This is a genomic window from Bradyrhizobium sp. CSS354 (assembly GCF_029051725.1).
Taxonomy (GTDB): Bacteria; Pseudomonadota; Alphaproteobacteria; order Rhizobiales; family Xanthobacteraceae; genus Bradyrhizobium.
Genome location: NZ_JAACFU010000023.1, coordinates 75,198 through 99,794, shown reverse-complemented (window position 1 = coordinate 99,794; position 24,597 = coordinate 75,198). Strand labels below are relative to the sequence as shown.

General features: G+C 64.5%; 25 protein-coding genes and 1 riboswitch. Of the genes, 13 read left to right on the top strand and 12 right to left on the bottom strand.

The window, feature by feature from the left end; translation table 11 throughout:
* Positions 1 to 113: 113 nt before the first annotated feature.
* The 7 genes from GWG67_RS34265 to GWG67_RS34235 form a co-directional block, all read right to left on the bottom strand.
* Positions 114 to 674 carry a hypothetical protein gene (locus GWG67_RS34265; protein ID WP_275173972.1) on the bottom strand — a complete coding sequence of 187 codons (561 nt, stop codon included), beginning with the start codon at positions 672 to 674 and terminating at the stop codon, positions 114 to 116.
* A 58-nt stretch (positions 675 to 732) separates the two neighbouring features.
* Positions 733 to 2,631 (bottom strand): phosphomethylpyrimidine synthase ThiC, encoded by a 1,899-nt coding sequence (thiC, locus tag GWG67_RS34260; protein ID WP_275173971.1) that lies wholly within the window; start codon positions 2,629 to 2,631, stop codon positions 733 to 735.
* A 168-nt stretch (positions 2,632 to 2,799) separates the two neighbouring features.
* Positions 2,800 to 3,408: a thiamine phosphate synthase gene (locus GWG67_RS34255; RefSeq protein WP_275173970.1), complete on the bottom strand. Its 609-nt coding sequence runs from the start codon at positions 3,406 to 3,408 to the stop codon at positions 2,800 to 2,802.
* Positions 3,395 to 4,177 (bottom strand): thiazole synthase, encoded by a 783-nt coding sequence (locus GWG67_RS34250; RefSeq protein ID WP_275173969.1) that lies wholly within the window; start codon positions 4,175 to 4,177, stop codon positions 3,395 to 3,397. Before GWG67_RS34250 ends, GWG67_RS34255 begins: the two co-directional genes overlap by 14 nt.
* Before the next feature lie 169 nt (positions 4,178 to 4,346).
* A complete protein-coding gene (thiS, locus tag GWG67_RS34245; RefSeq protein ID WP_007600772.1) occupies positions 4,347 to 4,544 on the bottom strand; it encodes a sulfur carrier protein ThiS in 198 nt (65 codons plus the stop codon).
* The gene (locus GWG67_RS34240) at positions 4,535 to 5,545 is read right to left on the bottom strand and encodes an FAD-dependent oxidoreductase (RefSeq protein WP_275173968.1); all 1,011 of its coding nucleotides are present in this window, start codon (positions 5,543 to 5,545) and stop codon (positions 4,535 to 4,537) included. Before GWG67_RS34240 ends, thiS begins: the two co-directional genes overlap by 10 nt.
* Positions 5,533 to 5,661, bottom strand: a riboswitch (TPP riboswitch). It overlaps the preceding gene by 13 nt.
* Before the next feature lie 132 nt (positions 5,662 to 5,793).
* Positions 5,794 to 6,345 carry a lytic transglycosylase domain-containing protein gene (locus tag GWG67_RS34235; protein ID WP_275173967.1) on the bottom strand — a complete coding sequence of 184 codons (552 nt, stop codon included), beginning with the start codon at positions 6,343 to 6,345 and terminating at the stop codon, positions 5,794 to 5,796.
* 244 nt (positions 6,346 to 6,589) lie between these two features.
* On the opposite strand from GWG67_RS34235, the gene GWG67_RS34230 reads away from it, so the two are divergent.
* Together GWG67_RS34230 and GWG67_RS34225 are read left to right on the top strand one after the other, a co-directional pair.
* Complete coding sequence (locus tag GWG67_RS34230) at positions 6,590 to 6,805, top strand: hypothetical protein (RefSeq protein ID WP_275173965.1); 216 nt, start codon at positions 6,590 to 6,592, stop codon at positions 6,803 to 6,805.
* 292 nt (positions 6,806 to 7,097) lie between these two features.
* A complete protein-coding gene (locus tag GWG67_RS34225) occupies positions 7,098 to 7,643 on the top strand; it encodes a PRC-barrel domain-containing protein (RefSeq protein ID WP_275173963.1) in 546 nt (181 codons plus the stop codon).
* Positions 7,644 to 7,786: 143 nt separating this feature from the next.
* Here GWG67_RS34225 and GWG67_RS34220 read toward each other — a convergent pair whose 3' ends face one another.
* Together GWG67_RS34220 and GWG67_RS34215 are read right to left on the bottom strand one after the other, a co-directional pair.
* A complete protein-coding gene (locus tag GWG67_RS34220) occupies positions 7,787 to 8,062 on the bottom strand; it encodes a hypothetical protein (RefSeq protein WP_275173962.1) in 276 nt (91 codons plus the stop codon).
* Complete coding sequence (locus GWG67_RS34215; protein WP_275173960.1) at positions 8,055 to 8,849, bottom strand: DUF899 domain-containing protein; 795 nt, start codon at positions 8,847 to 8,849, stop codon at positions 8,055 to 8,057. The genes GWG67_RS34220 and GWG67_RS34215 overlap by 8 nt, the downstream gene beginning before the upstream one ends.
* Before the next feature lie 147 nt (positions 8,850 to 8,996).
* Between GWG67_RS34215 and GWG67_RS34210 the strand changes: the two genes are divergently transcribed.
* From GWG67_RS34210 to GWG67_RS34175, 8 genes are all read left to right on the top strand, one after another.
* Positions 8,997 to 10,217 (top strand): helix-turn-helix domain-containing protein, encoded by a 1,221-nt coding sequence (locus tag GWG67_RS34210; RefSeq protein ID WP_275173958.1) that lies wholly within the window; start codon positions 8,997 to 8,999, stop codon positions 10,215 to 10,217.
* A gap of 30 nt (positions 10,218 to 10,247) precedes the next feature.
* Entirely contained in the window at positions 10,248 to 10,886 is a 639-nt protein-coding gene (locus GWG67_RS34205; protein ID WP_275173956.1) for a PQQ-binding-like beta-propeller repeat protein, read from the top strand.
* Between the two features lie 141 nt (positions 10,887 to 11,027).
* Positions 11,028 to 12,596, top strand: coding sequence for a DUF4403 family protein (locus GWG67_RS34200; protein ID WP_275173954.1), 1,569 nt, complete (start codon positions 11,028 to 11,030; stop codon positions 12,594 to 12,596).
* Between the two features lie 134 nt (positions 12,597 to 12,730).
* Complete coding sequence (locus tag GWG67_RS34195; RefSeq protein ID WP_275173952.1) at positions 12,731 to 13,867, top strand: ABC transporter ATP-binding protein; 1,137 nt, start codon at positions 12,731 to 12,733, stop codon at positions 13,865 to 13,867.
* An 87-nt stretch (positions 13,868 to 13,954) separates the two neighbouring features.
* Entirely contained in the window at positions 13,955 to 15,004 is a 1,050-nt protein-coding gene (locus GWG67_RS34190) for an ABC transporter substrate-binding protein (RefSeq protein WP_275173950.1), read from the top strand.
* Positions 15,005 to 15,026: 22 nt separating this feature from the next.
* Complete coding sequence (locus GWG67_RS34185; RefSeq protein WP_275173948.1) at positions 15,027 to 16,289, top strand: ABC transporter permease; 1,263 nt, start codon at positions 15,027 to 15,029, stop codon at positions 16,287 to 16,289.
* Entirely contained in the window at positions 16,286 to 17,113 is an 828-nt protein-coding gene (locus GWG67_RS34180; protein ID WP_275173946.1) for an ABC transporter permease, read from the top strand. Before GWG67_RS34185 ends, GWG67_RS34180 begins: the two co-directional genes overlap by 4 nt.
* A gap of 347 nt (positions 17,114 to 17,460) precedes the next feature.
* The gene (locus GWG67_RS34175) at positions 17,461 to 18,675 is read left to right on the top strand and encodes an ABC transporter substrate-binding protein (protein WP_275173944.1); all 1,215 of its coding nucleotides are present in this window, start codon (positions 17,461 to 17,463) and stop codon (positions 18,673 to 18,675) included.
* 38 nt (positions 18,676 to 18,713) lie between these two features.
* On the opposite strand, the gene GWG67_RS34170 is transcribed toward GWG67_RS34175, so the two are convergent.
* Together GWG67_RS34170 and GWG67_RS34165 are read right to left on the bottom strand one after the other, a co-directional pair.
* Positions 18,714 to 19,124, bottom strand: a complete 411-nt coding sequence (locus GWG67_RS34170; protein WP_275173942.1) for a cytochrome c family protein — start codon at positions 19,122 to 19,124, stop codon at positions 18,714 to 18,716.
* A gap of 113 nt (positions 19,125 to 19,237) precedes the next feature.
* On the bottom strand, positions 19,238 to 19,945 hold the full coding sequence (locus tag GWG67_RS34165; protein WP_275173941.1) for a L,D-transpeptidase: 708 nt from the start codon (positions 19,943 to 19,945) through the stop codon (positions 19,238 to 19,240).
* A 274-nt stretch (positions 19,946 to 20,219) separates the two neighbouring features.
* Here GWG67_RS34165 and GWG67_RS34160 point away from each other — a divergent pair, with 274 nt between their 5' ends.
* From GWG67_RS34160 to GWG67_RS34150, 3 genes are all read left to right on the top strand, one after another.
* Positions 20,220 to 21,272, top strand: a complete 1,053-nt coding sequence (locus GWG67_RS34160; RefSeq protein ID WP_275173939.1) for a glycosyltransferase family 1 protein — start codon at positions 20,220 to 20,222, stop codon at positions 21,270 to 21,272.
* A 36-nt stretch (positions 21,273 to 21,308) separates the two neighbouring features.
* The gene (locus GWG67_RS34155; protein ID WP_106945316.1) at positions 21,309 to 21,998 is read left to right on the top strand and encodes a methyltransferase domain-containing protein; all 690 of its coding nucleotides are present in this window, start codon (positions 21,309 to 21,311) and stop codon (positions 21,996 to 21,998) included.
* 123 nt (positions 21,999 to 22,121) lie between these two features.
* Positions 22,122 to 22,781: a hypothetical protein gene (locus GWG67_RS34150; RefSeq protein WP_275173937.1), complete on the top strand. Its 660-nt coding sequence runs from the start codon at positions 22,122 to 22,124 to the stop codon at positions 22,779 to 22,781.
* Positions 22,782 to 22,927: 146 nt separating this feature from the next.
* Here the strand turns inward: GWG67_RS34150 and GWG67_RS34145 are convergent, their stop codons facing one another.
* Positions 22,928 to 24,592, bottom strand: a complete 1,665-nt coding sequence (locus tag GWG67_RS34145; RefSeq protein WP_275173936.1) for an aminotransferase class III-fold pyridoxal phosphate-dependent enzyme — start codon at positions 24,590 to 24,592, stop codon at positions 22,928 to 22,930.
* Positions 24,593 to 24,597 lie beyond the last annotated feature (5 nt).

The window sequence follows — 24,597 nt, the reverse complement described above, 5'->3', positions numbered from 1 at the left end:
GTGGAGGGTGATCTCGGGCACGTCAATTATCCGCAGTTGTAGCCCGCATGAGCGGAGCGACATGCGGGACAGCAAAGACCCGGATGTCGCTGCGCTCATCCGGGCTACGCGTGCTAGTCCGATTTGCGCGTCACACGCACCGCCCGAGCCGCTTCTAGTTCATAAATTCCGTCGGTGCAGTGGCCTGTCAAAAGATCGAGGCTGAATGATACCCAAGAGTCTCCAATTGGAGACCATGCTTCGCCGGCAAGTTTGGATTCTTTAACATTGATATTGCGGAAGCCATCCCACGAAATCCGCGGGCTAATCCATCGCAGGTCATCTGACCGAACCGCGCTGAAGTCGACCAATCCTTGGAAAACGATCAGTCCAAGAGCCGGTACCGCAATCGCGCGTTTGGTATCACTTGCAATGTGATCTCTAACTGCACGGTGTTCCGGATCGATAATGCAGGTGTCGCCATACGCGACAACGATCACGTCCCTTCCGTTGGGATGATCGAGCACAGCGGTGTAATCGAAGATGCCTCCCACGAAATTGCCCACCCATGAATCGGAACCCTTGGGATGGAAACGGACAACCAAACCTTCCCGAAATTCGCGGTCACCGCGTCCGGTCAAAGAGATGGCCGGAGGTCCGTACGGTGGTAGTCCTGGTAGTATTTCAAACCGCATGGGCTGTTTCCAACTTTGGGGGCGACGACCGTCGCCCCCAGAATTCGTACGGGCCCGCTCACAACACCCGATTGCTCTCCTTCACCTTCTCGGCATCCAGATACAAGTTCTCGCCCATCTCCTTGAACTTCGCGCTCATCTGCTTCATGCCGTCCTCGGCCGTCCCGCTCATCGACATGCCCAAGCCGTTCGGATCATTCAGCGTCGCCGCGTAGTCGCGGACGTCCTGCGTGATCTTCATCGAGCAGAATTTTGGCCCGCACATCGAGCAGAAATGCGCGACCTTGTGGGCTTCCTTCGGCAGGGTCTCGTCGTGGAAGTTCTTGGCGGTGTCGGGATCGAGGCCGAGGTTGAACTGGTCGCTCCAGCGGAAGTCGAAACGGGCGCGGGAGAGCGCGTCGTCGCGCAGTTGCGCGGCCGGATGACCCTTGGCGAGATCGGAGGCGTGGGCGGCGATCTTGTAGGTGATGACGCCGACCTTGACGTCGTTGCGATCGGGCAGGCCGAGATGCTCCTTCGGCGTGACGTAGCAGAGCATGGCGCAGCCGAACCAGCCGATCATGGCGGCACCGATGCCGGAGGTGATGTGGTCGTAGCCCGGCGCGATGTCGGTGGTCAGGGGTCCGAGGGTGTAGAACGGCGCCTCGCCGCACTCCTTGAGCTGCTTGTCCATGTTGATCTTGATCTTGTGCATCGGCACGTGGCCGGGGCCTTCGATCATGACCTGGCAGCCCTTGTCCCACGCGATCTTGGTGAGCTCGCCGAGCGTCTCCAGCTCCGCGAACTGCGCGCGATCGTTGGCGTCGGCGATCGAGCCCGGACGCAGGCCGTCGCCGAGCGAGAACGAGACGTCGTACTTGCGCATGAGGTCGCAGATCTCGTCGAAATGGGTGTAGAGGAAGCTCTCCTTGTGATGCGCCAGGCACCACTTCGCCATGATCGAGCCGCCGCGGCTGACGATGCCGGTGACGCGGCTGGCGGTGAGGTGGATGTATTGCAGGCGCACGCCGGCGTGGATGGTGAAATAGTCGACGCCCTGCTCGCACTGCTCGATCAGCGTGTCCTTGTAGAGCTCCCAGGTCAGCTTGACCGGATCGCCGTCGCACTTCTCCAGCGCCTGATAGATTGGAACGGTGCCGATCGGCACCGGCGCGTTGCGCAAAATCCATTCGCGGGTGGTGTGGATGTTGCGCCCCGTCGAGAGGTCCATCACGGTGTCGGCGCCCCAGCGGATCGCCCACACCATCTTCTCGACCTCTTCCTCGACCGATGACGTCACCGCCGAGTTGCCGATATTGGCGTTGATCTTGGTCAGGAAGTTGCGGCCAATAATCATCGGCTCCAGTTCACTGTGGTTGATGTTGCAGGGGATGATGGCGCGGCCGCGGGCGATTTCGCTGCGCACGAACTCGGGGGTGATGAAAGCGGGGACTTCGGCGCCAAAACTTTCGCCGTCGGCGAGGGCTGCTTCGGCACGTTCGAGCTGCTGCTTGCGGCCGAGATTTTCGCGCGCGGCGACGTAGATCATCTCCTTGGTGATGATGCCGGCACGGGCGAATTCGAGCTGGGTGATTTTGTGGCCGTCAAGGCCACGCAGCGGCTGGTGATAGGCCGAGAAGGCGCGCGCGGCCTTGTCCGTGGAGACGCTGCCGTTGTCCTCGGGCTTGATCTGCCGGCCCTGATATTCCTCGACGCCGCCGCGCTCCAGCACCCAGGCCTTGCGGCCGCGCGCGAGACCGGCGTTGACGTCGATGGTCACGCTGGGGTCGGTGTAGGGGCCCGAGGTGTCGTAGACCGGCAGGTTCGGCTCGCCGGCGCCTTCGGACAGGATGATCTCGCGCAGCGGCACGCGCAGGTCGGGCGCGGCATCGGGCGAGGCGAAGATTCTTCGCGACGAGGGCAGCGGGCCGGTGGTGACGGCGGGGACGGTCTTGTCGGGATTGGAGCGGATGTTCATGGGATCCTCCGGTTTAATTCGTATGTGTGTGCGTCTGGGCGATGGCGGTGAATTCTTGCTCCGTCATTGCGAGCGCAGCGAAGCAATCCAGAATCTCTCTGCAGAGACAGTCTGGATTGCTTCGTCGCAAGTGCTCCTCGCAATGACGAAGTGAGAGAGTGAGACGCATCACGCCGCCTCCGCGGACAGGCCGAGCCATTGCCGCACCCGCGCATCCGGGTCGGCGTTCTGGGTGACGTCGGAAACAACGGCGATGGAATCCGCGCCGGCGGCAAAGATCTCCGCCGCGTGCTCGAACTTGATGCCGCCGATCGCGACCAGCGGGATGGTGCCGATGCGCTTCTTCCATTCCGTGATCTTTGGAATGCCCTGCGGCTCGAAGCGCATCGACTTCAAGGTGGTGAAGAAGATCGGGCCCAGCGCGACATAGTCGGGTTTTGCGGCGAGCGCCGTTTCCAGCTCGGCATCGTCATGGGTGGAGAGGCCGAGCGACAGGCCGGCCTCGCGGATGGCGCCGAGGTCTGCGTCGGCAAGGTCCTCCTGGCCGAGATGTAAATATTTCGCGCCGGCGACGATCGCCGCGCGCCAATAATCGTTCACGACGAGCTTGGCTTGCGTGCCCGCGGTGATCGCCAGCGCGTCGGTGACCATCTGGAGCGACTGGGAATCGTCGAGGTCCTTTGCCCGCAGCTGGATGGTGCCGACGCCGAGTCTGGTCAGGCGTTCGACCCAGGCGAGGCTGTCGACGACTGGATAAAAGCGATCAGGATACGGCATGCCAAAAGGGTGTCCCAACGACAGGGGTGGAAGGGGAGGCGAAATCGCGGGCGTTCATCAGCCCGGCTTCGTAAGCGGTGCGGCCGGCCTCGATACCGAGGCGGAAGGCGTTGGCCATCGCGACGGGATCGGCGGCTTTTGCGATGGCGGTGTTGAGCAGCACGGCGTCGTAGCCGAGCTCGAGCGCCTGCGCCGCATGCGAGGGCGCGCCGATGCCGGCATCGACCACCAGCGTGATGTCGGGCAGCCGCTCGCGCATCAGCTTGAGCGCGTCACGGTTGGTGATGCCTTTCGCGCTGCCGATCGGCGCCGCCCACGGCATCACCACCTTGCAGCCGGCATCGACCAGGCGGTTGGCGACCGAGAGATCCTCGGTGCAATAGGGGAACACCTCAAAGCCGTCCTTGATCAGGATGGTGGCGGCTTCCACGAGTCCGACCACGTCGGGCTGCAGCGTGTCGTTGTCGGCGATGACTTCGAGCTTGATCCAGGACGTCGCAAACAATTCGCGTGCGAGCTTTGCCGTGGTTACCGCCTCGCGCACGCTGCGGCAGCCGGCGGTGTTCGGCAGCACGGTGACGTCGAGCTCGCGGATCAGATTCCAGAACGCATCGCCGGTCTTGCCGCCGGCGGATTCGCGCCGCAGCGACACCGTGACGATGTTCGAGCCCGAGGCGCGGATCGCCGACTGCATGATCGCAGGCGAGGGATAGAGTGCGCTGCCGATCAGCAGGCGGGAGGGGAAGGTCTTGCCGTAGAAGGTCACCATGTGGGAGGTGTCTCCTCAAATTCAACTGTCGTCCCGGCGAAGGCCGGGACCCATACCGCGTGATTTCCCTTAGGGCAGCTTGGCAGAGACCTTCCGTCCCAATGAAGGACGGTGGCTATGGGTCCCGGCCTTCGCCGGGACGACAAGGAGAGAGAACGTGCGATCATCTTCACCCTCCCTGCCGCGGCGTGATGATTTCGATCTCGTCGCCGGCCTTCAGCGCGGTCTCGGCCCAGCGGCTCTTCGGCACGACGTCGTAGTTGAGCGCGATCGCGAAATGGGTGCCTTCGTAGTCGAGCTCGCTGAGCAGCGCGTCAACGCTGGCCGAATTGATCTCGCGTTGCTCGCCGTTCACGATCACGCGCATTGCATCACCTCATTGTCGATCTGGCCGCGCTCGACATAGGCGAGCGTCAGCTCGGCCAGCGCCGGCGCGATCAGGAAGCCGTGGCGGTAGAGCCCGTTCACGGCGATGTTTTCGCCGCGAATGCCGATGCGCGGCAGATTGTCGGGGAAAGCGGGGCGCAGGCCGGAGCCGAATTCGACGATGCGGGCCTCGCCGAAGGCGGGATGCACGGCATAGGCCGCGCCCAACAGCTCCAGTGCCGAGCGGACGCTGACGCCGGTGTCCTCGGCCTCGATCGAGGTCGCGCCCAGCATGAACAGATTGTCCTCGCGCGGAATCACGTAGAGCGGCCAGCGCGGATGGATCAGCCGAACCGGGCGCGCGAGCTGCACCTCGGCGGTTTCGATCAGGATCATCTCGCCCTTGACGCCGCGAAGCTCTGGCTGCTCGTCGCGCGCAGAAAGGCCGCGGCAGTCGATGACGATGCCGTCGAGATCCCCGGCGGTGACGTCGCTGTCGAACTTGATGGTGCCGCCAGCAGCTTTGATGCGCTCGTGCAGTTTCGGCAGCACGCGGCGCGGCTCGACATGGCCTTCGGTCGGGAAGAACAGCGCGTCGCGGAAGCGGCCTTCGAGCGACGGCTCGAGCTCGGCCAGGCCGGCGGCATCGAGCCGGCGATGGCCTGCGGTCATCCGGGCAAAACGCTCGAAGTCGTGGCGCTCGCGCGGATGGGCGACGACCAGCGATCCGTTGAAGGGCGTGTCGGGCAGCTCGCGCCGCCAGATGTCGAGCGAGCGCAGGCCGAGCCTGGAGATGATGGGTTCGGAAACTTCCGCCTCGCAATAAGGCGCGAGCATGCCGCCGGCCCAATGGCTGGTGGCATCGGTCATTTCGGCGTCACCCCGCTCGTGCAGGGTGACGGCGTGGCCGGCCTGCGCGAACAGCAAGGCCTGCCAGGCGCCTGCAATGCCTGCGCCGATGATGGATACCGGGGAATCCGGTCGCTTGGTCGTCTGCAACATCCCTGTCCCTTCGCCGGCATGACCCGGATCAGGTTCAAAGGGTCACCGCGGTCCTGGGCGGATTTGCCCATTTAGCGGTATCTCAGCTCCTCCTCGGAGCACCCCTCGGAACGGACGGAATGTATGCCAGTGGAGTGGGATGTCAATGTGCTGTCGGTCGTCATGCCCGGGCTTGTCCCGGGCATCCACGTTCTTGATGCGGCGCGAAAGTTCGTGGATGGCCGGGACAAGCCCGGCCATGACGGCGATCAGCGAGCGGGCGCCTGCGCCCGGGCGTTGCGAACGCGCTGGGCGAGCTTACGGTGCGGGACGGCGCCGAATATCGGCTGCGGATTGCCGTTCGGCTCGAGCCAAGGGGCGCCCATACTGGCCTCGCCCATATTGGCGACTTGGACGGCTTCCTGCCGCTGCCGCTTTGCGGCGTAGTAATAGCCGCCGGCGAAATAACGAACGGCTCTCGCGTGATCGCCATTGGCGGCGTGATAGGCGCCGGCGAGATATTTCACGGCATAGGTGAGGTTGGTGTTGGGATCGCGCAGGCCGGCGGCATCACCGGTGTAGCCGACGCCGCGGGCGGTCGCGAGCTTGATCTGCATCAGCCCGATGGTGCCGCCATGGCCGACCAGGCCGGGCTGGTAGCGGCTCTCGCGCATGATGACGCGATGCACGAGCGCCTCCGGCACGCCGTTGGCGCGGGCATGGGCCGCGACCATCTCGGCGTATTCCGCTTGGCCCGCGAATGCCGCCTGCGGCAACGTCAGTCCGGCCGCGAGCAGCGCGGCAACATGTAAAATTTTCATCAGATATCCCGGAGGCCCCTGAGACTGATTGAACGCCTGCGCCCGGCTGCCGTTTAGGCCTCCCGAACGCGGCGATGATGTGACCAAACGCCGCCGTTAACGTTTTCGCGGCGCCGAGCCGCTGTGACGACTCAATGCTGGCGCAGGAGTTCCTTCAGGCGGACACCTCGCGACAGCAGGCCTGTCTATTCGCATAGGCGGATGAAAGCGAGTATGTCACGGCCAGCGAATCGGGAGAGGTGCCATGACAAAATCAACCATGGTCAATGCCCACACCGGCGAGATCCCCAGACATAACCCCTGTGCCCAATGCGGCACGCCGATCGCGCAGCCCGACTGGATCGAGCCGGGCGAAGGGCGCGTCTCCTATCTCTGGACCTGCCACGCCTGCAATTATCGCTTCGAGGCGGTAGCGATCTTCGACGAGGCGGCGCTCCAACATCCGCCGCTCGCGGCCTGAGGTTTATCTTTGGGCATGATTTCGGAAAAACCGCTGCACATTTTTCCGGATCATGCCTCAAGCCGCAAAGCCGCGGCTGCTGCCGCACCAGCAACTGCATCCGCTCGATCCCGCGCCCCGCGCGATGGTCGGCGAGAAACGGTGCGCTGCAAAATGTTCCTGAGTGACTTAGGAACAATCACGCGCAGCTCTGATACTCGCCCAGCGCGCGACGAAATTGCAGCGCGCGCGGAACTGGGACTGATCCGGACTGTTTTCTCCGCACAAGTTTTCTGCTGAAGGAGAGGACAATATGTTGATGAAATCGATCGCGGCCGGTCTCGCCGGTACCGCACTGCTCGCAACCGTTGCGTTCGCGCAAAATCCGACCGCCACCACCGACAAGGCGCCGGCTGCCGCCGCCTCGACGACCACCACGACCGCGTCGGGACAGTGGCGTACGTCCAAGATGGACGGCATCAAGGTCTACAACGACGCCAACGAGAACATCGGCTCGATCAATGATCTGCTGATGGACAAGAGCGGCAACATCAAGATCGCCGTGATCGGCGTCGGTGGCTTCCTCGGCCTCGGCGAGCATCTGGTCGCGGTGCCCTATGAGAAGCTGAAGTTCGTCAACGAGGCGGTTGCCTACACCGGCGCTGCTGGCAACAACCCGAACAGCGCAGCCAACCGGCCCGCGGCGAGCACCACGACGGGTGCCGCGACCGGCACCGACAACAAGCCCGCGACGACAACGACCGCGTCGTCCTCGTCGAAATGGTATCCGGATCACGCCGTGTTCAATGCGAGCAAGGACGAGCTGAAGAACATGCCCGAGTTCAAGTACTCGGAGTAATTCGGCTCTGAACGGCTAAACGAAGCGCGCCTGGTTTTTGCCGGGCGCGCTGTCGTGTCTTTTTTCGTCTGCCGTCGCCCCTCAGTCCGAGGAGCCCGCTGCAGGCGGGCGTCTCGAAGGACGGGGCGGGCGCGGGGTAGCCGCTAACGGCCAACTCCGCCACGCCACTCCGCAATCAGCCTCAGCCATGCCGCCGAATGAAACGCGCTCATCAGCAGATACATCGGCACCATCCCTCCGAGCATCGCCCCGTGTCCGGAGCCGCACAGCACGTCCGCCGGGCCATCGAGCACGGCCGTCAGCACGGCCATGATCGCGAAGGTCGGCGTCGCCGCCAGCCCGAGCCATCTGGCGAGGTGGCGCGCTGCCACCACACCGTTGCGGCTCGCGCCGGCAGTTGCGCTCACGGGACTAGTCACGTCCTTCAGCCGCCTCCTCGCGAAATGCCTTCTCGCCGGCGGTCGAGATCTCGACCCATTTCTTGTCGGGCGCCGCGCCTTCAGTGTAGCTGTCGTGCCAGTTCCACCATTTGTAGGTCGGCGTCTGCGGATAGCCTTTCGGCGAATCCTCCCAGACCTCCTGCCGTCCCAGCGGCGTGATGTCGAGATAATTCCAGGTGCCGCCCATCTGCTCGTCGCCGCGGCTCTTGACGAAGTAGGTGCGGAATATCCGATCTCCGTCGCGGTAGAACACGTTGGTCCCGTGCCATTCGTCGACGCCGAAATCCGCATCGAAACTGTCGGTGACGGTGACCCATGGCATGGTCCAGCCCATCCGCTGCTTCAGCCTGATGATATCGGCCTGCGGCGCGCGCGAGGCGAACACCAGCGTGGTGTCGCGGGCATTCAGGTGCGCGACATGGGCGACCTGATCGGCCACCATCGAGCAGCCGCGGCAGGCGTGATCCGGCCAGCCGAACACGCCCGGCTCGAAGAAGGCGCGGTAGACGATCAGCTGCCGCCGCCCCTGGAACAGGTCGTGCAGACTGATCTTGCCGCCGGGCCCCTCGAACGCATAGGTTTTGGTGACTTCCATCCACGGCATGCGCCGGCGCTCGGCGGCCAGGGCGTCGCGGGCACGGGTATGCGCCTTTTCCTTCACGAGCAGTTGCTGACGGGCGGCCTCCCAGTCCTGCGGCGACACCACCGGCGGTGTTTGCATGGCGGCCTGTCCGTTATTTCCTGCGTTGTCAGCTGATGTCATCATGGCTCTCCAACTTTTCCCGGGCGGTCGTTCCGTATCTCGCTATGCAAGATGCGGAACCGCTCGCTCCTCGCCGCACATTGTCGGCCGTCAACGATCTCTCGCACCGGACAGTTGCGCGGTGGGAGTAACAAGTGTGGCGGGATTTGAATGGAGTCGCTGATCACGGCCGCGGCCCGCGCGCTTGAAGCCGGCGATCCGCTCGGCGCGCTGAACCGCGTCGCACTGCGCAACGATGCACCTTCGCTGGCGCTGCGCGGCATCGCGATGGCGCAGCTCGGCGACCTCGCGAAGGCGAAGACGCTGCTGCGCAGCGCCGCACGCGCCTTCGGTCCGAGAGAGGCGGTCGCGCGTGCAAGATGCGTGGTGGCGGAGGCCGAGATCGCGCTCGTCTCGCGTGACCTGAACTGGCCGGCGAAGACGCTCGCGGCCGCACGGGCGACGCTCGAAGGTCACGGTGACCTCGCCAACGCCGCCCATGCGGGTCACATCGAGGCGCGACGACTTCTCCTTCTCGGGCGCCTCGACGAGGCCGAACGCACACTGGCCGAGATCAACACCACGCCGTTGCCCCCGCCTGCGCAGGTCGCCCGCGAACTCGTGATCGCCGGCATCGCCATCAGGCGGCTCCGAACGAAAGACGCGCGCGTGGCGCTCGGGCGCGCGGCGAGCGCAGCGCGGCAGGCCGGCATTCCAGCACTTGCGGCCGAGGTCGAAGGCACGAGCCGCGTGCTCGACACGCCCGCAGCGCGCCTGATCACGCGTGGGCACGAACGGCCGTTGCTGCTCGAGGAGGTCGAGGGCCTCGCGACATCGGAAGCGCTCGTGGTGGACACATTCCATCACGCGGTTCGCAGGCGAGGCATCCTCGTGCCGCTCGGAAGGCGGCCGGTGCTGTTCGCACTCGCCCGCATCCTGGCGCAGGCCTGGCCGGCCGACGTCTCGCGGGAAATGTTGATCACGGGAGCGTTTCAGGCAAGGCACGTCGATGAATCGCATCGCGCCCGGCTCCGCGTCGAAATCGGGCGGCTCCGCACCAAGCTCGAGCCTCTCGCCGACGTCAGCGCGACGAAGGAGGGTTTTGTGCTGACATCGCGCAAGACGCGGCAGGTCCTCGTGCTGGCACGGCCCGTCGAGGAGAAGCACGCCAGCGTGCTGGCTTTCCTCTCCGACGGCGAGCCCTGGTCGAGCTCGGCGCTCGCGCTGGCGCTGGCAACGAGCGCGCGCACCGTGCAGCGGGCGCTCGAAGAGCTGGCGCGATCGAACAAGGTGCAGTCCTTCGGACACGGACGGGCGCGGCGCTGGATGACGCCGCCCGTCCCGGGTTTCCCGACAGGCTTGTTACTCCCCGGATCGCTCATGAAGACGTAAGGTGGGATTCACACCACAGGGACCGAGCAGATGAAACGTTCAGCCGCCGAGATCGTCAGGGAATACGGGCCCTTTGCGGGCGTCGAAGCCGTGCACGGCGTCACCTATGACGGCAGCCATATGTGGTTCGCATCCGGCGACAGATTGAATGCGGTCGATCCGGCCGACGGCAAGATCGCCCGCTCCATCGATGTCGCCGCGCATGCGGGAACGGCGTTCGACGGCCGGCACCTGTTCCAGATCGCCGAGGACCGCATCCAGAAGATTGACGCTGCGACCGGCAAGGTGCTCGCCACCATCCCTGCACCTGGCGGCGGTGGCGATTCCGGATTGGCTTGGGCCGAGGGCTCGCTCTGGGTCGGGCAGTATCGGGAGCGCAAGATCCATCAGGTCGATCCCCAGACGGGAAAAATTCTCCGCACCATCGAAAGCAAGCGCTTCGTCACCGGGGTGACCTGGGTCGACGGCGAACTGTGGCACGGCACCTGGGAAGGGGAGGACAGCGACATCAGGCGGATCGACCCAGATACGGGCAAGGTGCTGGAGCAGCTCGACCTGCCCGCCGGGACGATGGTGTCGGGATTGGAGTCCGATGGCGGCGACCGTTTCTTCTGCGGTGGCGGAGATCGCGGCAATGTGAGAGCGGTCCGCCGTCCCAAACGCGGCTAGTTTCGTGAGGGGCTGCCTGAATCCACGGCAATTGCGCATTCGCAGCCGTTAACCCATTCGCCGCAATTCCACCCCATCGGTACGCTCTAGCGCCCCTCTCTCCCGCCCTGTAAAATCCCTCCCGGGCGGCCTGGGGGATTGATGCGACTAACTCTGAACTTGAAGACCATCCTGATCGCCGTCGCGGTACTCGCGGCGTCGTTTTTCATCAGCCTGAAGGCGATGGACTTGCTGTCGCCGCGGGCGACGAATTCCGCGCCGCCGGTCGCGCAACTGCCGCCGCTGCCGCCGGTCTCGAAGAGTTCGATCGTGGTGGCGCCGGTCGCCATCGCGCTGTCGGCGATCCGCGAGCAGGCCGAGAAGGCCGCCCCGCGCAATTTCGCCGGCAAGGCCGAGAACCCGATTTCGCAAATCCTGGAGAACGCCGACATCGGCTGGTCCGCCGTGCGCGGGCCGATGTCGGCTGCGGGCGACAAGGACGTGCTGACGATCTCGACACCGCTCACGGGCAAGCTGAACGTGACGGGATCGCTGTCGTCGAAAGCCACCGGCGCCCTCGGCGAGGCGCTCGGCAGCGTGCTCGGCGGCAATGCCGCAAAACAGATCGGCGCGGTCAACATCAAGAATCTGAACGCCAGCGCCGAGATCAAGGGCAACGTCGTCGTCACCTCGCGGCCGAAGCTCGCGGCCAACTGGCATCTCGAGCCCAATCTCGGCGCCCAGGTCAATCTTGGCGACACCAACCTCAACGTCTCGGGCGCCAAGGTCAACGTGCCGGCGCAGGTGAAGCCGCTGATCGACAAGACAGTCGGCGAACAGATCAACGCCGTCTCCGAACGCATGCGCAACGATCCGACCTTGCGGGAGAACGCGAAGCTGCAATGGGCCAAGGCCTGCCGCTCGATCCCGCTGCAAGGCTCGGGCTCCTCGGCCGCGCTGCCGCCGCTCTGGCTGGAGATGAAGCCGATCCGCGCCATCGCGGCGCAGCCGCGCGTCGATGCGCAGGCCGTGACCCTGCTGCTGGGCCTGGAAGCGGAGACGCGCGTTACGTCCACGCCGACCAAGCCCGACTGCCCGTTCCCCGACAAGATATCGATCGTGCCGCCGACCGGCACCGGTGTGAATATCGGCGTACCCATCGACGTGCCCTTCACCGAGATCAACAAGCTGATCGCGGCGCAGATGGTCGGCCGCACCTATCCCGAGGACGGCTCCGGTCCGGTGGACGTCACCGTCAAGAGCGTCAACGTGATCCCGTCGGGCGAGCGCCTCCTGATTTCGCTGCTGGTGCGCGCCAAGGAGAAGAAGAGCTGGCTTGGTCTCGGCGCCGAAGCGACCGTGCACATCTGGGGCCGGCCGATGCTCGACCAGGCGCAGCAGACGCTGAGGCTCGCCGACATCCAGCTCGCGGTGGAGTCGGAGGCGGCCTTCGGCCTCCTGGGTGCCGCGGCGCGCGCGGTGGTGCCGCAGATGCAGCAGGCGCTGGTGCAGAAAGCGACGATCGATCTGAAGCCGATTGCCGCCAACGCACGCGAGAAGATCGCCGCCGCGATCGCCGACTTCCAGAAAAACGAGGACGGCATCAAGGTCGAGGCGAAGATCGACAGCCTGACGCTGGCCGACATCGCCTTCGACTCCAAGACGCTGCGCGTGATCGCGGAAGCCGGCGGCTCGCTGAATGTATCTGTGACGAAACTGTCGGGAATGTAGCGCGCGCCTTTCCTCGAGGGGTTCGTGCGCGTCGTCGCTTGCACCGCTGGCAATCTGGTCGGAGGATGCTAAGCTGTTCCTCGCACCTTCGGACGAGGTGCTGACAGCAGTGTGGCTGATAACGCGAGGACGACATGGAAGCCGGCATGGTCACGCCTGCGCCGGCGCTGGTGCGATTTTCCGGCATTCAGAAGACCTACGATGGCGAGCACCTCGTGGTGAAGAACCTCGATCTCGACATCAGGAAGGGCGAGTTCGTCACCCTGCTCGGTCCGTCGGGCTCGGGCAAGACGACCACCCTGATGATGCTGGCGGGTTTCGAAGTTCCGACCCATGGCGAGATTATCGCGGACCGGCCGATCAAGAACGTGCCGCCACACAAGCGCGACATCGGCATGGTCTTCCAGAACTATGCCTTGTTTCCGCACCTGACGATTGCGGAGAATATCGCCTTCCCGCTATCCGTCCGCAACACGAACAAGGCCGAAGCGCAAGAGCGCGTGAGGGCAGCGTTGCGCATGATCAAGATGGAAAACCTGGCGCAGCGGCGGCCCGGGCAGTTGTCCGGCGGTCAGCAGCAGCGCGTGGCGCTTGCCCGTGCCCTGGTGTTCAATCCGCAACTCGTGCTGATGGACGAGCCCCTGGGCGCCCTGGACAAGCGCCTGCGGGAGCAGATGCAACTGGAGATCAAGCAACTGCACGAGACGATGGGCATCACCGTCGTCTACGTCACCCACGATCAAAGTGAAGCGCTCACCATGTCGGACCGCATCGCCGTGTTCAACGACGGCATCGTGCAGCAGATCGACAGGCCCGACGCGCTGTATGAGCATCCGGTGAACAGCTTCGTCGCCCATTTCATCGGCGAGAACAATGTGCTGTCCGGCACCGTCGAGACGGTCGAGAAAGGATATTGCCGCGTTGCGCTGGCGGGCGGCGGCGCCGTGACCGCACGAGCGGTCAACGTATCGGGCGCGGGCGCATCGACCTCGCTGTCGGTGCGGCCGGAGCGGATCGCCATTATCCCGAATGGCACCTCCAGCGACCAACCGAACCGACTGCCTGCCAAGGTGCAGAACACCATCTATCTCGGCGACCACGCGCTGGCCGTGCTCGACGTCGCCGACAACAGGGAGTTCATGGTCAAGCTTCAGCCCGGGGCGCATGACAGCCTGAGAGCTGGCAACGTAAGAGCCGATAGCCTGAGACCTGGTGATGACGTGTTCATCACCTTCCGCCCGGAGGACTGCCTGGCTCTCGATCCCGTCTGATCCAACGATGCAACATCGCTCCCACGCGGGCGGACCTGCACCGACCAAGCTCAACGCAATTCACGTGAAGAAGAAGGAACAAAGACCATGCTGAAGCGCAAGATTGTACTGGGGTTCGCCGCGGCATTCACCGCCAGCGCGGCGCTGGCCACGGTCGCGCAGGCGCGTGACCTCACCGTCGTGTCGTGGGGCGGCGCCTATCAGGATGCCCAGAAGAAGGTCTATTTCGAGCCGTTCAAGAAAGCGACCGGCGTTGCGATGAACGACGAGTCATGGGACGGGGGCGTCGGCGTGTTGCGCGCCAAGGTGCAGGGTGGTGCCGCCACCTGGGACGTCGTCCAGGTCGAGAGCGACGAACTGGCGGTTGGCTGCGAGGAAGGCCTGTTCGAGAAGCTCGACTATTCGAAGATCGGCGGCGAGGCCGCCTATATCCCACCGTCAGTCAACGCTTGCGGCGTCGGCGCCATCCTCTACGATTTCGTTCTCGGCTACGACAAGGACAAGCTGAAAGAGGCTCCCAAGGGCTGGGCCGACTTCTTCGACACCAAGAAGATTCCGGGCAAGAGGGCCTTGCGTCAGGGCCCGAAGACCACGCTGGAGATCGCCCTCATGGCCGACGGCGTCGCGCCAAAGGACGTCTACAAGGTGCTGGCGACCGACGAAGGCGTCGAGCGCGCGTTCAAGAAGCTGGACACCATCAAGGGCGACATCGTGTGGTGGAAGGCCGGCGCTCAGCCGCCGCAATTGCTCGCCTCCGGCGAGGTGGCAATGACCTCGGTCTACAATGGCCGCATCGACACCGCGAACAAGAACGAGAAGAAGAATTTCGGCATGGTGTGGGACGGAGCGCTGTTTACCCTCGACACCTGGGTCATCCTGAAAGGCAGCCCGAACAAGGATGCGGCCTACAAGTTCCTGGACTTTGTCGGCAAAGCGGAGAACCAGTCGAAACTGTCGGAGAACATTGCTTATGGCACCTCGAACAAGGCCGCAGCCGCTCTGCTCGCGCCTGCTGTTCTGAAGGACCTGCCGACGGCACCCGACAACATCAAGAATGCGGTCGAGATCAACGTCGCCTTCTGGCTCGAGAACATCGACCGCCTGACCGAGCGCTTCAACAAATGGGCAGCGAAGTAGCGCGCCCCGCAGGGCTCGACCAATGACGGATGCGCTCTTGACCGGCGCCAACGCATCGACCGAGGTGCCGCTCAAGCGCCGATTGCGGCGTGCGGAGCGAGCACGCCAGGTCAAGGCATTGGCGCTGGTGCTGCCGCTTCTCGTCTTCCTGCTCTTCACCTTCGCTGGGCCCATCGCCGGCATGCTGTGGCGCTCGGTCGATGACCGGGAGGTGCGCCAGGTTCTGCCTCAGACCATCGCGGCTCTCGCCAGTTGGGACGGCAGGGATCTGCCGGACGAAAAGGCCTACGCGGCGCTGGCCGGCGACATCATGGCGGCGCGCGCTTCCGGCACCATTGCGATTGCGGCCAAGCGGCTAAATTACGCACTGAACGGCTTCCGCACGATCCTGACCAGCACCGCACGCAATCTGAAGACCGTGCCCGAGCCCGGCACGGCGAGGGAGACGCTGGGCAAGATCAACCCCGCCTGGCGCGAACGCGCCACTTGGACCACGATCAAGGACGCCAGTGGTCCCATGACCGGCTTCTATCTTTTGTCGGCGCTCGACCTGACGCGGAACGTGGACGGCGCGATCGTCGCGGCCCCGCCGGATCAGGCCATCTACCGCGACGTTTTCGTCCGCACCTTCCTCATCAGCCTCAGTGTCACGGCACTTTGCCTGATCCTCGGCTTCCCGGTCGCTTACTTGCTGGCCGCGCTGCCGCCCGGCCGGTCGAACCTGCTGATGATCTTTGTCCTGCTGCCGTTCTGGACGTCTCTGCTGGTCCGCACCTGCGCCTGGATCGTTCTGTTGCAGGGCAAAGGCGTCGTGAACGAAAGCCTGCTCTGGCTTGGCATCGTCGATACGCCGTTGCGCCTGATCTACAACCGCTTCGGTGTCTGCGTGGCCATGACCCACGTTCTCCTGCCGTTCATGATCCTGCCGCTGTACAGCAGCATGAAGGCGATCTCGCCTGCTTACATGCGTGCCGCCGCCTCGCTCGGTGCGCCGCCGGTCGCCGCCTTCCTGCGCATCTACCTGCCTCAAACCCTGCCCGGCATCGGCGCGGGAAGCCTGCTCGTTTTCATCCTGGCGCTCGGCTATTACATCACGCCGGCACTCGTCGGGGGCGCCGCCGACCAGATGATCAGCTACTTCATCGCGCTCTACACGACCGAGACGGCCAATTGGGGGCTTGCTTCGGCACTGGGTGCGGTGCTGCTGCTCGCCACTATTCTGCTCGCGCTCGTCTACGGAAAGCTGGTGCAGGGACAGCAGGTGACGGGAGGGATGAAGAATTGAGCGACAGTCCCTCCCTCCGCACGCCCAGTCAGCGCATCGCGTGGGCCGCGACCATCGTGATCTCCACGCTGGTGTTCATCTTCCTGATCGCGCCGATCCTCGCGATCATGCCGCTGTCCTTCAGCTCGGGCTCGTATCTCACCTATCCGCTGCCGGGTCTCTCCCTGCGCTGGTATGACGACTTCATCAATTCGCCGCGCTGGATGAATTCGCTGAAGAACAGCATGATCATCGGTGTGGCCTCGACCCTGCTGTCGATGGTGCTCGGCACGCTGGCCGCGCTGGGGCTGGCGCAGTGGAAGAGCCGGTTCAAGCCGCTCGTGCTGGCTTTCGTGCTGTCGCCGGTCGTCGTGCCCGGGGTCATCACCGCGGTCGGCCTGTATTTTTTCTTCGCGCCGATCGGACTGACCGGCAGTTATCTCGGCTTGATCCTGGCCCACACCGCGCTGGCGACGCCCTTCGTGGTGATCACGGTCGGCGCGACGCTGCAAAGCTTCGACACCAATCTGGCACGCGCCGCCGCCTCGCTCGGCGCTTCGCCGCTTGATGCGTTCCGCCGCGTGATCCTGCCGCTGATCCTGCCTGGCGTGGCGTCGGGGGCCCTGTTCGCCTTCGCGACCAGCTTCGACGAGGTGGTGATCGTGCTGTTCATGGCAGGTCCGGAACAGCGCACGCTGCCGCGCGAGATGTTCAGCGGCATCCGCGAGAACATCAGCCCGACCATCACGGCAGCGGCGGTGATTCTGACCACGGTCTCGGTGATCCTGCTCGCCACGCTGGAAGGCTTGCGCCGACGCAATGAACGGCTCAAGGGCAGCGCGTGAGCGGGATCGGCGCTTCTCGCTCACCCGGCTTGCGGCAGGGCTATCGCATGTGAGCATGCGCGAGAGGTCGTCATGCCCGGGCTTGTCCCGGGCATCCACGTTCTTTGTGCCGCATGGTTAGACGTGGATGGCCGGGACAGGCCCGGCCACGACGCGAAGGCTTTGCGCCCAAACTCTCGGATCAGATTCGATTGCTTTCCCGCAAGCGGGGAGAGACGAAGGAACACCGCCGCGCCCTGCTTATTTCTCAACCCTCCTCGCGCATCCCGGGCTTTGCGACCGCGTCCGTTTGTCGCTAGAACATGCCCGCAACAACGCCCAAACAACAACACAAAGGGAGAAACAAAATGCAAAAACTCATCGCCGCGGTCGCGGCCGGTCTCGCTCTCGCCGCCACTTCGGGCGCCGCGCAGGCGCAGATTTCGGACGACGTCGTCAAGATCGGCGTGCTCACGGACATGTCGAGCCTCTATGCGGACGCGACCGGCAAGGGCTCGCTCGCGGCCGTGGAGATGGCGGTCGCCGATTACGGCGGCAAGGTCGCGGGCAAGCAGGTCGCCGTGGTCTCCGCCGATCACCAGAACAAGCCCGACGTCGGCGTCAACATCGCCCGCAACTGGTACGACAACGACAAGGTCGACGCGATCTTCGACGTGCCGACCTCGTCGGTGGCGCTGCCAATCTCGGCGCTGACGCGCGAGAAGAACAAGATCCACATCAATTCCGGCGGCGGCTCATCCGATATCACGGGCGTCGCCTGCTCGCCCAACACGGTGCACTGGACCTACGACACTTATGCGCTGTCCAACGTCGCCGGCAAGGCGATGGTCAAGCGCGGCGAGGACTCCTGGTTCTTCGTCACCGCCGACTACGCCTTCGGCATGGCGCTGCAGCGCGACGCCGCCAACGTCGTCAAGGAGAGCGGCGGCAAGGTGCTCGGCGAGGTCCGCCATCCGCTCAACTCGTCGGACTTCTCCTCCTTCCTGCTCCAGGCCCAGGCCTCCAAGGCCAAGGTCGTCGCGCTGGCCAATGCCGGCGGCGACACCACCAACGCGCTCAAACAGGCGGCCGAGTTCGGCCTGACGCAGGGCGGCCAGAAGATGATCGCCTTGCTCATGGAGATCACCGACGTTCATTCGCTCGGCATCAAGTCGACGCAGGGTCTGATCATCACCGACGCGTTCTACTGGGACACCAACGAGGAGACGCGCGCCTTCTCCAAGCGCTTCAACGAGAAGGTCGGCCACATGCCGACCATGATCCAGGCGGGGCTCTATTCGGCGACGATGCATTACCTGAAGGCGATCGACGCCATCAAGTCCGACGAGGCACCGAAAGTGATGGAGCAGATGCGCAAAACGCCGGTCAACGACTTCTTCGCAAAGAACGGCAAGATCCGCATCGATGGCCGCATGGTCCACGACATGTATCTGTTCGAGGTCAAGAAGCCAGAGGATTCCAAGGGCGAGTGGGACCTCTACAAGCTGATCGCCACCGTGCCCGGCGACGAGGCCTTCCGTCCGCTCGACAAAGGCGGCTGCCCGCTGGTGAAGGGGAACTAGGGACAGATAACCGGCCGGCGTCCTGCGTCGGGGGCTGGTTACGGCGAAGCCGCCTGCAAATATGCAACCACCTTCGCCGCTTCCTCTGCCGAGACGCCGCCATAGGGCTGCATCTTGTTGCCGGATACGACTTCGTCCGGCTTGACCATGAAGCGGGTGAGTTTGTCCTGGTCCCAGACGAAGTCGGCTTCTTTCATCGACGAGGAATAGTTGTAGTTCGGCAGCGAGCCGGCTTTGCGTCCGACGATTTTATTGAGGTTGGGGCCCAGACGATTGTCGCCCTCTTTCACCGAGTGGCAGGTTCGGCAGGAATTGTTGAAGGCCTGCTGGGCTGCGTCGCCGCTCGCCGGCTGCTGTGCGAGCGAGGCGGGCGCGGTGAGCAGCAGTGCCACTGCGCCGGCGAACACGTGCAGCCATGTGCCTTGCGGCGATTGCGGACGTGATTGCATTCGCGCCTCCATCGGGGATCGCGCCGCAGCACGCGCGCGCATCGGGATGCCGAGGGCCAACGAAAACGGCCCCGGTGGGTTCCGGGGCCGTTTGCGTCACAATGTCCTGTTGCTTACCGCGTCGCGGCGCCGAGGTCGGCGCGGCGCTCCGTCATCGGCAGCACGATGACCTTGGTGCCGACATTGACGCGGGAGTAGAGATCCGAGACGTCGTCATTGGTCAGGCGGATGCAGCCGGAGGAGACCTGCTTGCCGATGGTCTCGGGCGCGTTGGTGCCGTGGATGCGGTAGATGGTGCCGCCGAGATACATGGCGCGGGCGCCGAGCGGATTGCCGGGGCCGCCGGCCATGTGGCGCGGCAGATAGGGCTGGCGGGCGATCATCTTCGGCGGCGGGGTCCACGCCGGCCACTCCGCCTTCCTGGTCACTGACTGCACGCCGGACCAGGTGAAACCGTCGCGGCCGACACCGATGCCGTAGCGTATCGCCTGGCCGTTGCCGAGCACGAGATAGAGGTAGGTGTTGGGCGTATCGATGATGATGGTGCCGGGCGCCTCACGCGTCGCGTAGGAGACCGTCTGACGACGAAAGCGGGCGGGTGTTTCAATGACGTCCTGATCTTCGGACGGCGCGGCCTGATAGGGCGTCGCTTGATAGGGTTGGTACGGCTGCGGCGCTGCGATCGGCGGCAGCGGTTGGAAGAACGGGAAGAGCTGCACGGGCGCGGCCTTCGCCGGTCCGGCGAACGCGATCGCGGTGACAGCCACTGCGCCAAACGCAACGGCGCGCGAATAAGTCTTCAACGTCTCCAGATTGATCATTGGTCGCCCCTGTTTGCGCGGTGTTGCTTGGCCGCCCCGGCACCGCTTCGGTGCTCTGTTGCGTAGATCACTAACGGCAAGAAGTTTCGGGACGTTTGCGCGGAAAACCGAAAACGGCTTCATGGCGGCAAGGATTGTTTCATGACGGTTTCGTGGCTGCGTGGATCCGTTAACGAACAAAACAGCGGGCCGACACTTCCATGACGTCACACGCCTGAAATATCCGTGGTTGATGGTCCAAAGCCGAGAATCATAAAAATCTCGGGATTTCCCCATGCGGGTATTAATCGCGACTGACGCCTGGCATCCACAGGTCAACGGTGTGGTGCGGACGCTGACCTCGCTGGCTGGCGCGGCCAAGGCATTGGATGTCGAGATCGACTTCCTCACGCCGGACGGCTTTCGGTCGTGGCCGTTGCCGACCTATCCGGGGCTGCGCATTGCGCTGCCGAGCGGCAACGAGATTGCGCGGCGGATCGAGAAGGCGGCGCCGGAAGCGCTGCACATCGCGACCGAGGGGCCGATCGGCTGGGCGGCGCGGGCTTATTGCCGTCGCAACGGGCTCGCCTTCACCACCTCCTACACCACGCGCTTTCCGGAATATGTCTCGGTGCGAACCGGCATCCCCGCGAGTGTCGGCTACGCCGTGCTGCGCCACTTCCACGATGCCGCCGCGATGACGATGGTGGCAACGGCCTCGCTGCGGCAAGAGCTGTCCGAGCGCGGCTTCAAGCGGCTCGGCTTCTGGACCCGCGGCGTCAACACCGAGCTGTTCCATCCCGACTCTCCGGCCAAGCTCGATTTGCCCGGGCCGATCTTCATGACGATGGGCCGCGTGGCGGTGGAGAAGAATCTCGAGGCGTTCCTCTCGCTCGACCTGCCCGGCACCAAGGTCGTCGTCGGCGACGGCCCGCAGAAGGCTGCGCTCGAAAAGAAATATCCTGATGTGGTCTTCCTCGGCGAGAAGAAGGGCGCCGATCTCACCGCTCATCTCGCCGCCGCCGACGTGTTCGTGTTTCCGAGCCTGACCGACACGTTCGGCGTGGTGCAGCTCGAGGCGCTCGCCTGCGGCACGCCGGTTGCGGCGTTTCCGGTGACGGGTCCGAAGGATGTCATCGCCGATCATCCGATCGGCGCGATCGACCACGATCTGCGCGCCGCGTGCCTGCGCGCGCTCACCATGTCCCGCCAGACCTGCCGCAACTTCGCGCTGGAGCGCTCCTGGGAAAACAGCGCGCGCCAGTTCGTCGGCAACCTCACCTCACTTCAGCCCAGCCGTGCCTTGCGCGCCTCGCCTCGCATGGCGCGGCGGCCGGTGCGCGGTTGACCCAAAACGTTTTGAACCACAGCGAGAACCTCATCGATGGCTAAGATCATGAACCTTGACGGCACCCAGCAGCTCGACCTCACCCGTGGCACGGTCGAGCAGGCCTATGATCGCTGGGCGCCGGTCTATGACCTGGTGTTCGGGGGCGTGTTCGCCAAGGGCCGGCAGGCCGCGATCGCCGCCACCAACAAGATCGGCGGCCGGGTGCTCGAGGTCGGCGTCGGCACCGGCATCTCGCTGCCGCTCTACGCGCCGCATCTGCGCATCTTCGGCACCGACATCTCGGAGGCGATGCTCGACAAGGCGCGCCAGCGCGTCGCCGAGGGCAAGCTGAACAACGTCGAAGGCCTCGCGGTGATGGATGCCGAGAAGCTCGAATTTCCCGACAACTCCTTCGACGTCGTGATGGCGCAATACGTCGTCACGGCCGTGCCGAATCCGGAAGTCGCGCTGGACGAATTCGCCCGCGTGCTACGCCCGGGCGGCGAGCTGATCATCCTCACCCGCGTCAGCGCCGATACCGGCATGCGCCGCTTCATCGAGCAGAAGCTGCAGCCGGTGGTGCGCCCGCTCGGCTTCCGCACCGCCGAGTTCGCCTGGTCGCGTTACGCCAAATGGCTGGCCGGTGCCGACGGCATCGAGCTCGCCGAGCGCCGCCTGATCCCGCCGCTCGGTCATTTCTCGCTGGTGCGCTTCCGCAAGCTCGACGTCGCCAAGGCGGCATGACCCAGCTCACGGGTCGCGTGCGTCACCGCGTCGCTGCAAATCGTCACATGACAAAATGATGATGTCACACGGCCTACATCGAATCTCTGTAAATCCTGAAGCCGAAAGCATTTGGGGGAGAGCATGATCAAGAACTATCTCGAACAGCTGCGGATCCAGCGCTGGGACGACCATCGCTACTATCACCACAGCCGCATCAATCAGAGCCTGCACTTCGTCAGCGCGCTGAGCTTTCTGTTCGCATACGTCTGGCTGTTCGTCGATCCCATGGTATCGGCACTGGTCGGCTGGCTGGTGTCGATGACCTCGCGTCAAGCTGGTCACTTCTTCTTCGAGCCGCACGGCTACGACCACGTCAATCAGGCGACGCACGAGCACAAGGAAGAGATCAAGGTCGGCTACAACCTTCAGCGCAAGGTGGTGCTGATGTCGATCTGGGCGCTGTCGCCACTGGTGCTGTTGGTCGATCCCACGCTGTTCGGACTGTTCACGCCCTGGGCGGGCGCGACCGACTTCATGCGGCAGGTCGCCAAGATCTGGCTCGTGGTCGGCGGTGGCGGTCTCCTGTTCCGCACGGTGCACCTGTTCTTCATCCGCGACGTCGAGACCGGCCTCGTCTGGATGACGAAGATCCTGACCGACCCCTTCCACGATTTGATGCTCTACCGCAACGCGCCGCTGGCGCTGATGCGCGGCGAGCTGATGGATCCCGGCCTGCATCTCAAGCCCGAGCACACGCTGGGCCTCATCGGCGAGCCCACGCTCGAAGAGCAGCACGCCTGAGCGCGCCGTTCTCACCAAGGCCTCCGATGTCTGATGATTGCGTCATGCCCGGGCTCGTCCCGGGCATCCACGTGTTGGAGTTCTCGCGCGGAGCCGCGTGGATGGCCGGGACAAGCCCGGCCATGACGCCGTTGGAGGAACTAGCCTCAGCGCCCGAAGCGCTTGGCGAGCATCTCTTTCAGGATCTGCCGCTTGATGGTCTTGTTGGTGAGGACGCCATCGTGCCACCAGAAGCCGTCGGCCTTCATCTTCTCGGCCGCGCGGACGAAACGCTCGGCGACCTCGGTGAAATCGGCATCGGTATAGTTCAGGCTGAAGATCAGCCGGCCGGTGCCGACCCAGCTCAAGGACAGGCCTTCGGCACGCAGGTAATATTGCAGCATCCAGTTGTAGCGGGATGGCGTGCTGTATTTCACCGTCCAGATCGACGAGAAGTTGGCAAACCGCACCGGCAGGTCGGCGTCGATCATCATCCGGTTGAGCTTTTCCGCGCGGCCGTTCCAGGTCTCGTCCAGTCCGTCATAGACGGCGCGGAAATTCGGGCTGGCGAGCCGGCTCAGAAACTCGTCCATCGCCGTCATGACGTAGGGGTGCGAGTTGAAGGTGCCGCGGGCGAAGCAGACGTCGGCCGGGCGGTCGTCGCGGAAGCGGCGCATCAGCAGGCGTTTGCCGCAGACCACGCCGATCGGCAGGCCGCCGGCGAGGCTCTTGCCGTAGGTCACCATGTCGGCGCGGACGCCGAAATACTCCTGGGCGCCGCCTGCGGCGAGACGGAAGCCGACGAAGACCTCGTCGAAGATCAGCACGATGCCGCGCTCGGTGCAGACCTCGCGCAGCTGCTTCAGCCACGCGGTGTAGGCCGCGCGGTCGAAATTGCCGCCCCGGGAGGAATCGACCAGCGAGGAATCGCCGGGCGCGTTGCCGTTCGGATGCAGCCCCTGCAGCGGGTTGACCAGCACGCAGGCGATGTCCTTGCGCGTACGCAGCACGTGCAGCGTCTTCTCCGACATTTCGGCGAGGGTGTAGGTCTCGTGCGCAGGAATCGGATTGCCGACGCCGGGCTGCACGTCGCCCCACCAGCCGTGATAGGCGCCGGCGAAGCGGACGAGATGGCTGCGCTTGGTGTGATAGCGCGCGAGCCGCACCGCCTGCATCACGGCTTCGGTGCCGGACATGTGGAAGGACACTTCGTCGAGGCCCGAGATCTGGCACAGCCGCGCCACGTTCTCGAGGATGACGGGATGGTAGGGGCCGAGCACCGGCCCGAGTGCGTGCGCCCGCTTCTCGGAGCCCTCGATGCATTCCTTGTAGAAGTCGTTGCCGAAGATGTTGACGCCGTAGGACCCGGTGAGGTCGTAGGAGGTGTTGCCGTCGACATCCGTGACGGTGACGCCGCGCGACGACTCCACGAAGGTCGAGGTGCCCAAATGCTCGCGAACCAGACGCGAGAACTGGAACGGCACGCGGTAGGTCTCGGTGAAGTGCAGGTCGGAGATCTTTTCCGCCGCTTCCTTCGTCATCGCGCGGCCCTTGGGGTAGCGCTCGGCGTAGAGGCTTGCGAGGCGGAAGAAGCCGTCCTTGCGCTGCATTGCGATGTTCGCCGGCGCGCCGTCGCAGGCGAAGTACGCATCGCCTTCGAATTCGTAGAACGGGAGCAGCTTTGCCACCCGGCGCGACATCTTGGAATGTCCGGCGAGCGAGCGGTGTTTGGCGCGGGACAATTCGATCCGCGCCTTGATTTTCGGGAAGGCGGCGGCAGCGGACGCTGCGGCGGCCACGGACAAAGAAAGAATCGGGAGTGTCGTTTCCATGACAA

What these genes read in the sequence shown, in the direction of transcription:
- GWG67_RS34265 (WP_275173972.1), bottom strand. Translation starts at nt 674, where the DNA reads ATGCGGTTTGAAATACTACCAGGACTACCACCGTACGGACCTCCGGCC.
- thiC (WP_275173971.1), bottom strand. Translation starts at nt 2,631, where the DNA reads ATGAACATCCGCTCCAATCCCGACAAGACCGTCCCCGCCGTCACCACC.
- GWG67_RS34255 (WP_275173970.1), bottom strand. Translation starts at nt 3,408, where the DNA reads ATGCCGTATCCTGATCGCTTTTATCCAGTCGTCGACAGCCTCGCCTGG.
- GWG67_RS34250 (WP_275173969.1), bottom strand. Translation starts at nt 4,177, where the DNA reads ATGGTGACCTTCTACGGCAAGACCTTCCCCTCCCGCCTGCTGATCGGC.
- thiS (WP_007600772.1), bottom strand. Translation starts at nt 4,544, where the DNA reads ATGCGCGTGATCGTGAACGGCGAGCAACGCGAGATCAATTCGGCCAGC.
- GWG67_RS34240 (WP_275173968.1), bottom strand. Translation starts at nt 5,545, where the DNA reads ATGTTGCAGACGACCAAGCGACCGGATTCCCCGGTATCCATCATCGGC.
- GWG67_RS34235 (WP_275173967.1), bottom strand. Translation starts at nt 6,345, where the DNA reads ATGAAAATTTTACATGTTGCCGCGCTGCTCGCGGCCGGACTGACGTTG.
- GWG67_RS34230 (WP_275173965.1), top strand. Translation starts at nt 6,590, where the DNA reads ATGACAAAATCAACCATGGTCAATGCCCACACCGGCGAGATCCCCAGA.
- GWG67_RS34225 (WP_275173963.1), top strand. Translation starts at nt 7,098, where the DNA reads ATGTTGATGAAATCGATCGCGGCCGGTCTCGCCGGTACCGCACTGCTC.
- GWG67_RS34215 (WP_275173960.1), bottom strand. Translation starts at nt 8,849, where the DNA reads ATGATGACATCAGCTGACAACGCAGGAAATAACGGACAGGCCGCCATG.
- GWG67_RS34210 (WP_275173958.1), top strand. Translation starts at nt 8,997, where the DNA reads ATGGAGTCGCTGATCACGGCCGCGGCCCGCGCGCTTGAAGCCGGCGAT.
- GWG67_RS34205 (WP_275173956.1), top strand. Translation starts at nt 10,248, where the DNA reads ATGAAACGTTCAGCCGCCGAGATCGTCAGGGAATACGGGCCCTTTGCG.
- GWG67_RS34200 (WP_275173954.1), top strand. Translation starts at nt 11,028, where the DNA reads ATGCGACTAACTCTGAACTTGAAGACCATCCTGATCGCCGTCGCGGTA.
- GWG67_RS34195 (WP_275173952.1), top strand. Translation starts at nt 12,731, where the DNA reads ATGGAAGCCGGCATGGTCACGCCTGCGCCGGCGCTGGTGCGATTTTCC.
- GWG67_RS34190 (WP_275173950.1), top strand. Translation starts at nt 13,955, where the DNA reads ATGCTGAAGCGCAAGATTGTACTGGGGTTCGCCGCGGCATTCACCGCC.
- GWG67_RS34185 (WP_275173948.1), top strand. Translation starts at nt 15,027, where the DNA reads ATGACGGATGCGCTCTTGACCGGCGCCAACGCATCGACCGAGGTGCCG.
- GWG67_RS34175 (WP_275173944.1), top strand. Translation starts at nt 17,461, where the DNA reads ATGCAAAAACTCATCGCCGCGGTCGCGGCCGGTCTCGCTCTCGCCGCC.
- GWG67_RS34170 (WP_275173942.1), bottom strand. Translation starts at nt 19,124, where the DNA reads ATGCAATCACGTCCGCAATCGCCGCAAGGCACATGGCTGCACGTGTTC.
- GWG67_RS34165 (WP_275173941.1), bottom strand. Translation starts at nt 19,945, where the DNA reads ATGATCAATCTGGAGACGTTGAAGACTTATTCGCGCGCCGTTGCGTTT.
- GWG67_RS34160 (WP_275173939.1), top strand. Translation starts at nt 20,220, where the DNA reads ATGCGGGTATTAATCGCGACTGACGCCTGGCATCCACAGGTCAACGGT.
- GWG67_RS34155 (WP_106945316.1), top strand. Translation starts at nt 21,309, where the DNA reads ATGGCTAAGATCATGAACCTTGACGGCACCCAGCAGCTCGACCTCACC.
- GWG67_RS34150 (WP_275173937.1), top strand. Translation starts at nt 22,122, where the DNA reads ATGATCAAGAACTATCTCGAACAGCTGCGGATCCAGCGCTGGGACGAC.
- GWG67_RS34145 (WP_275173936.1), bottom strand. Translation starts at nt 24,592, where the DNA reads ATGGAAACGACACTCCCGATTCTTTCTTTGTCCGTGGCCGCCGCAGCG.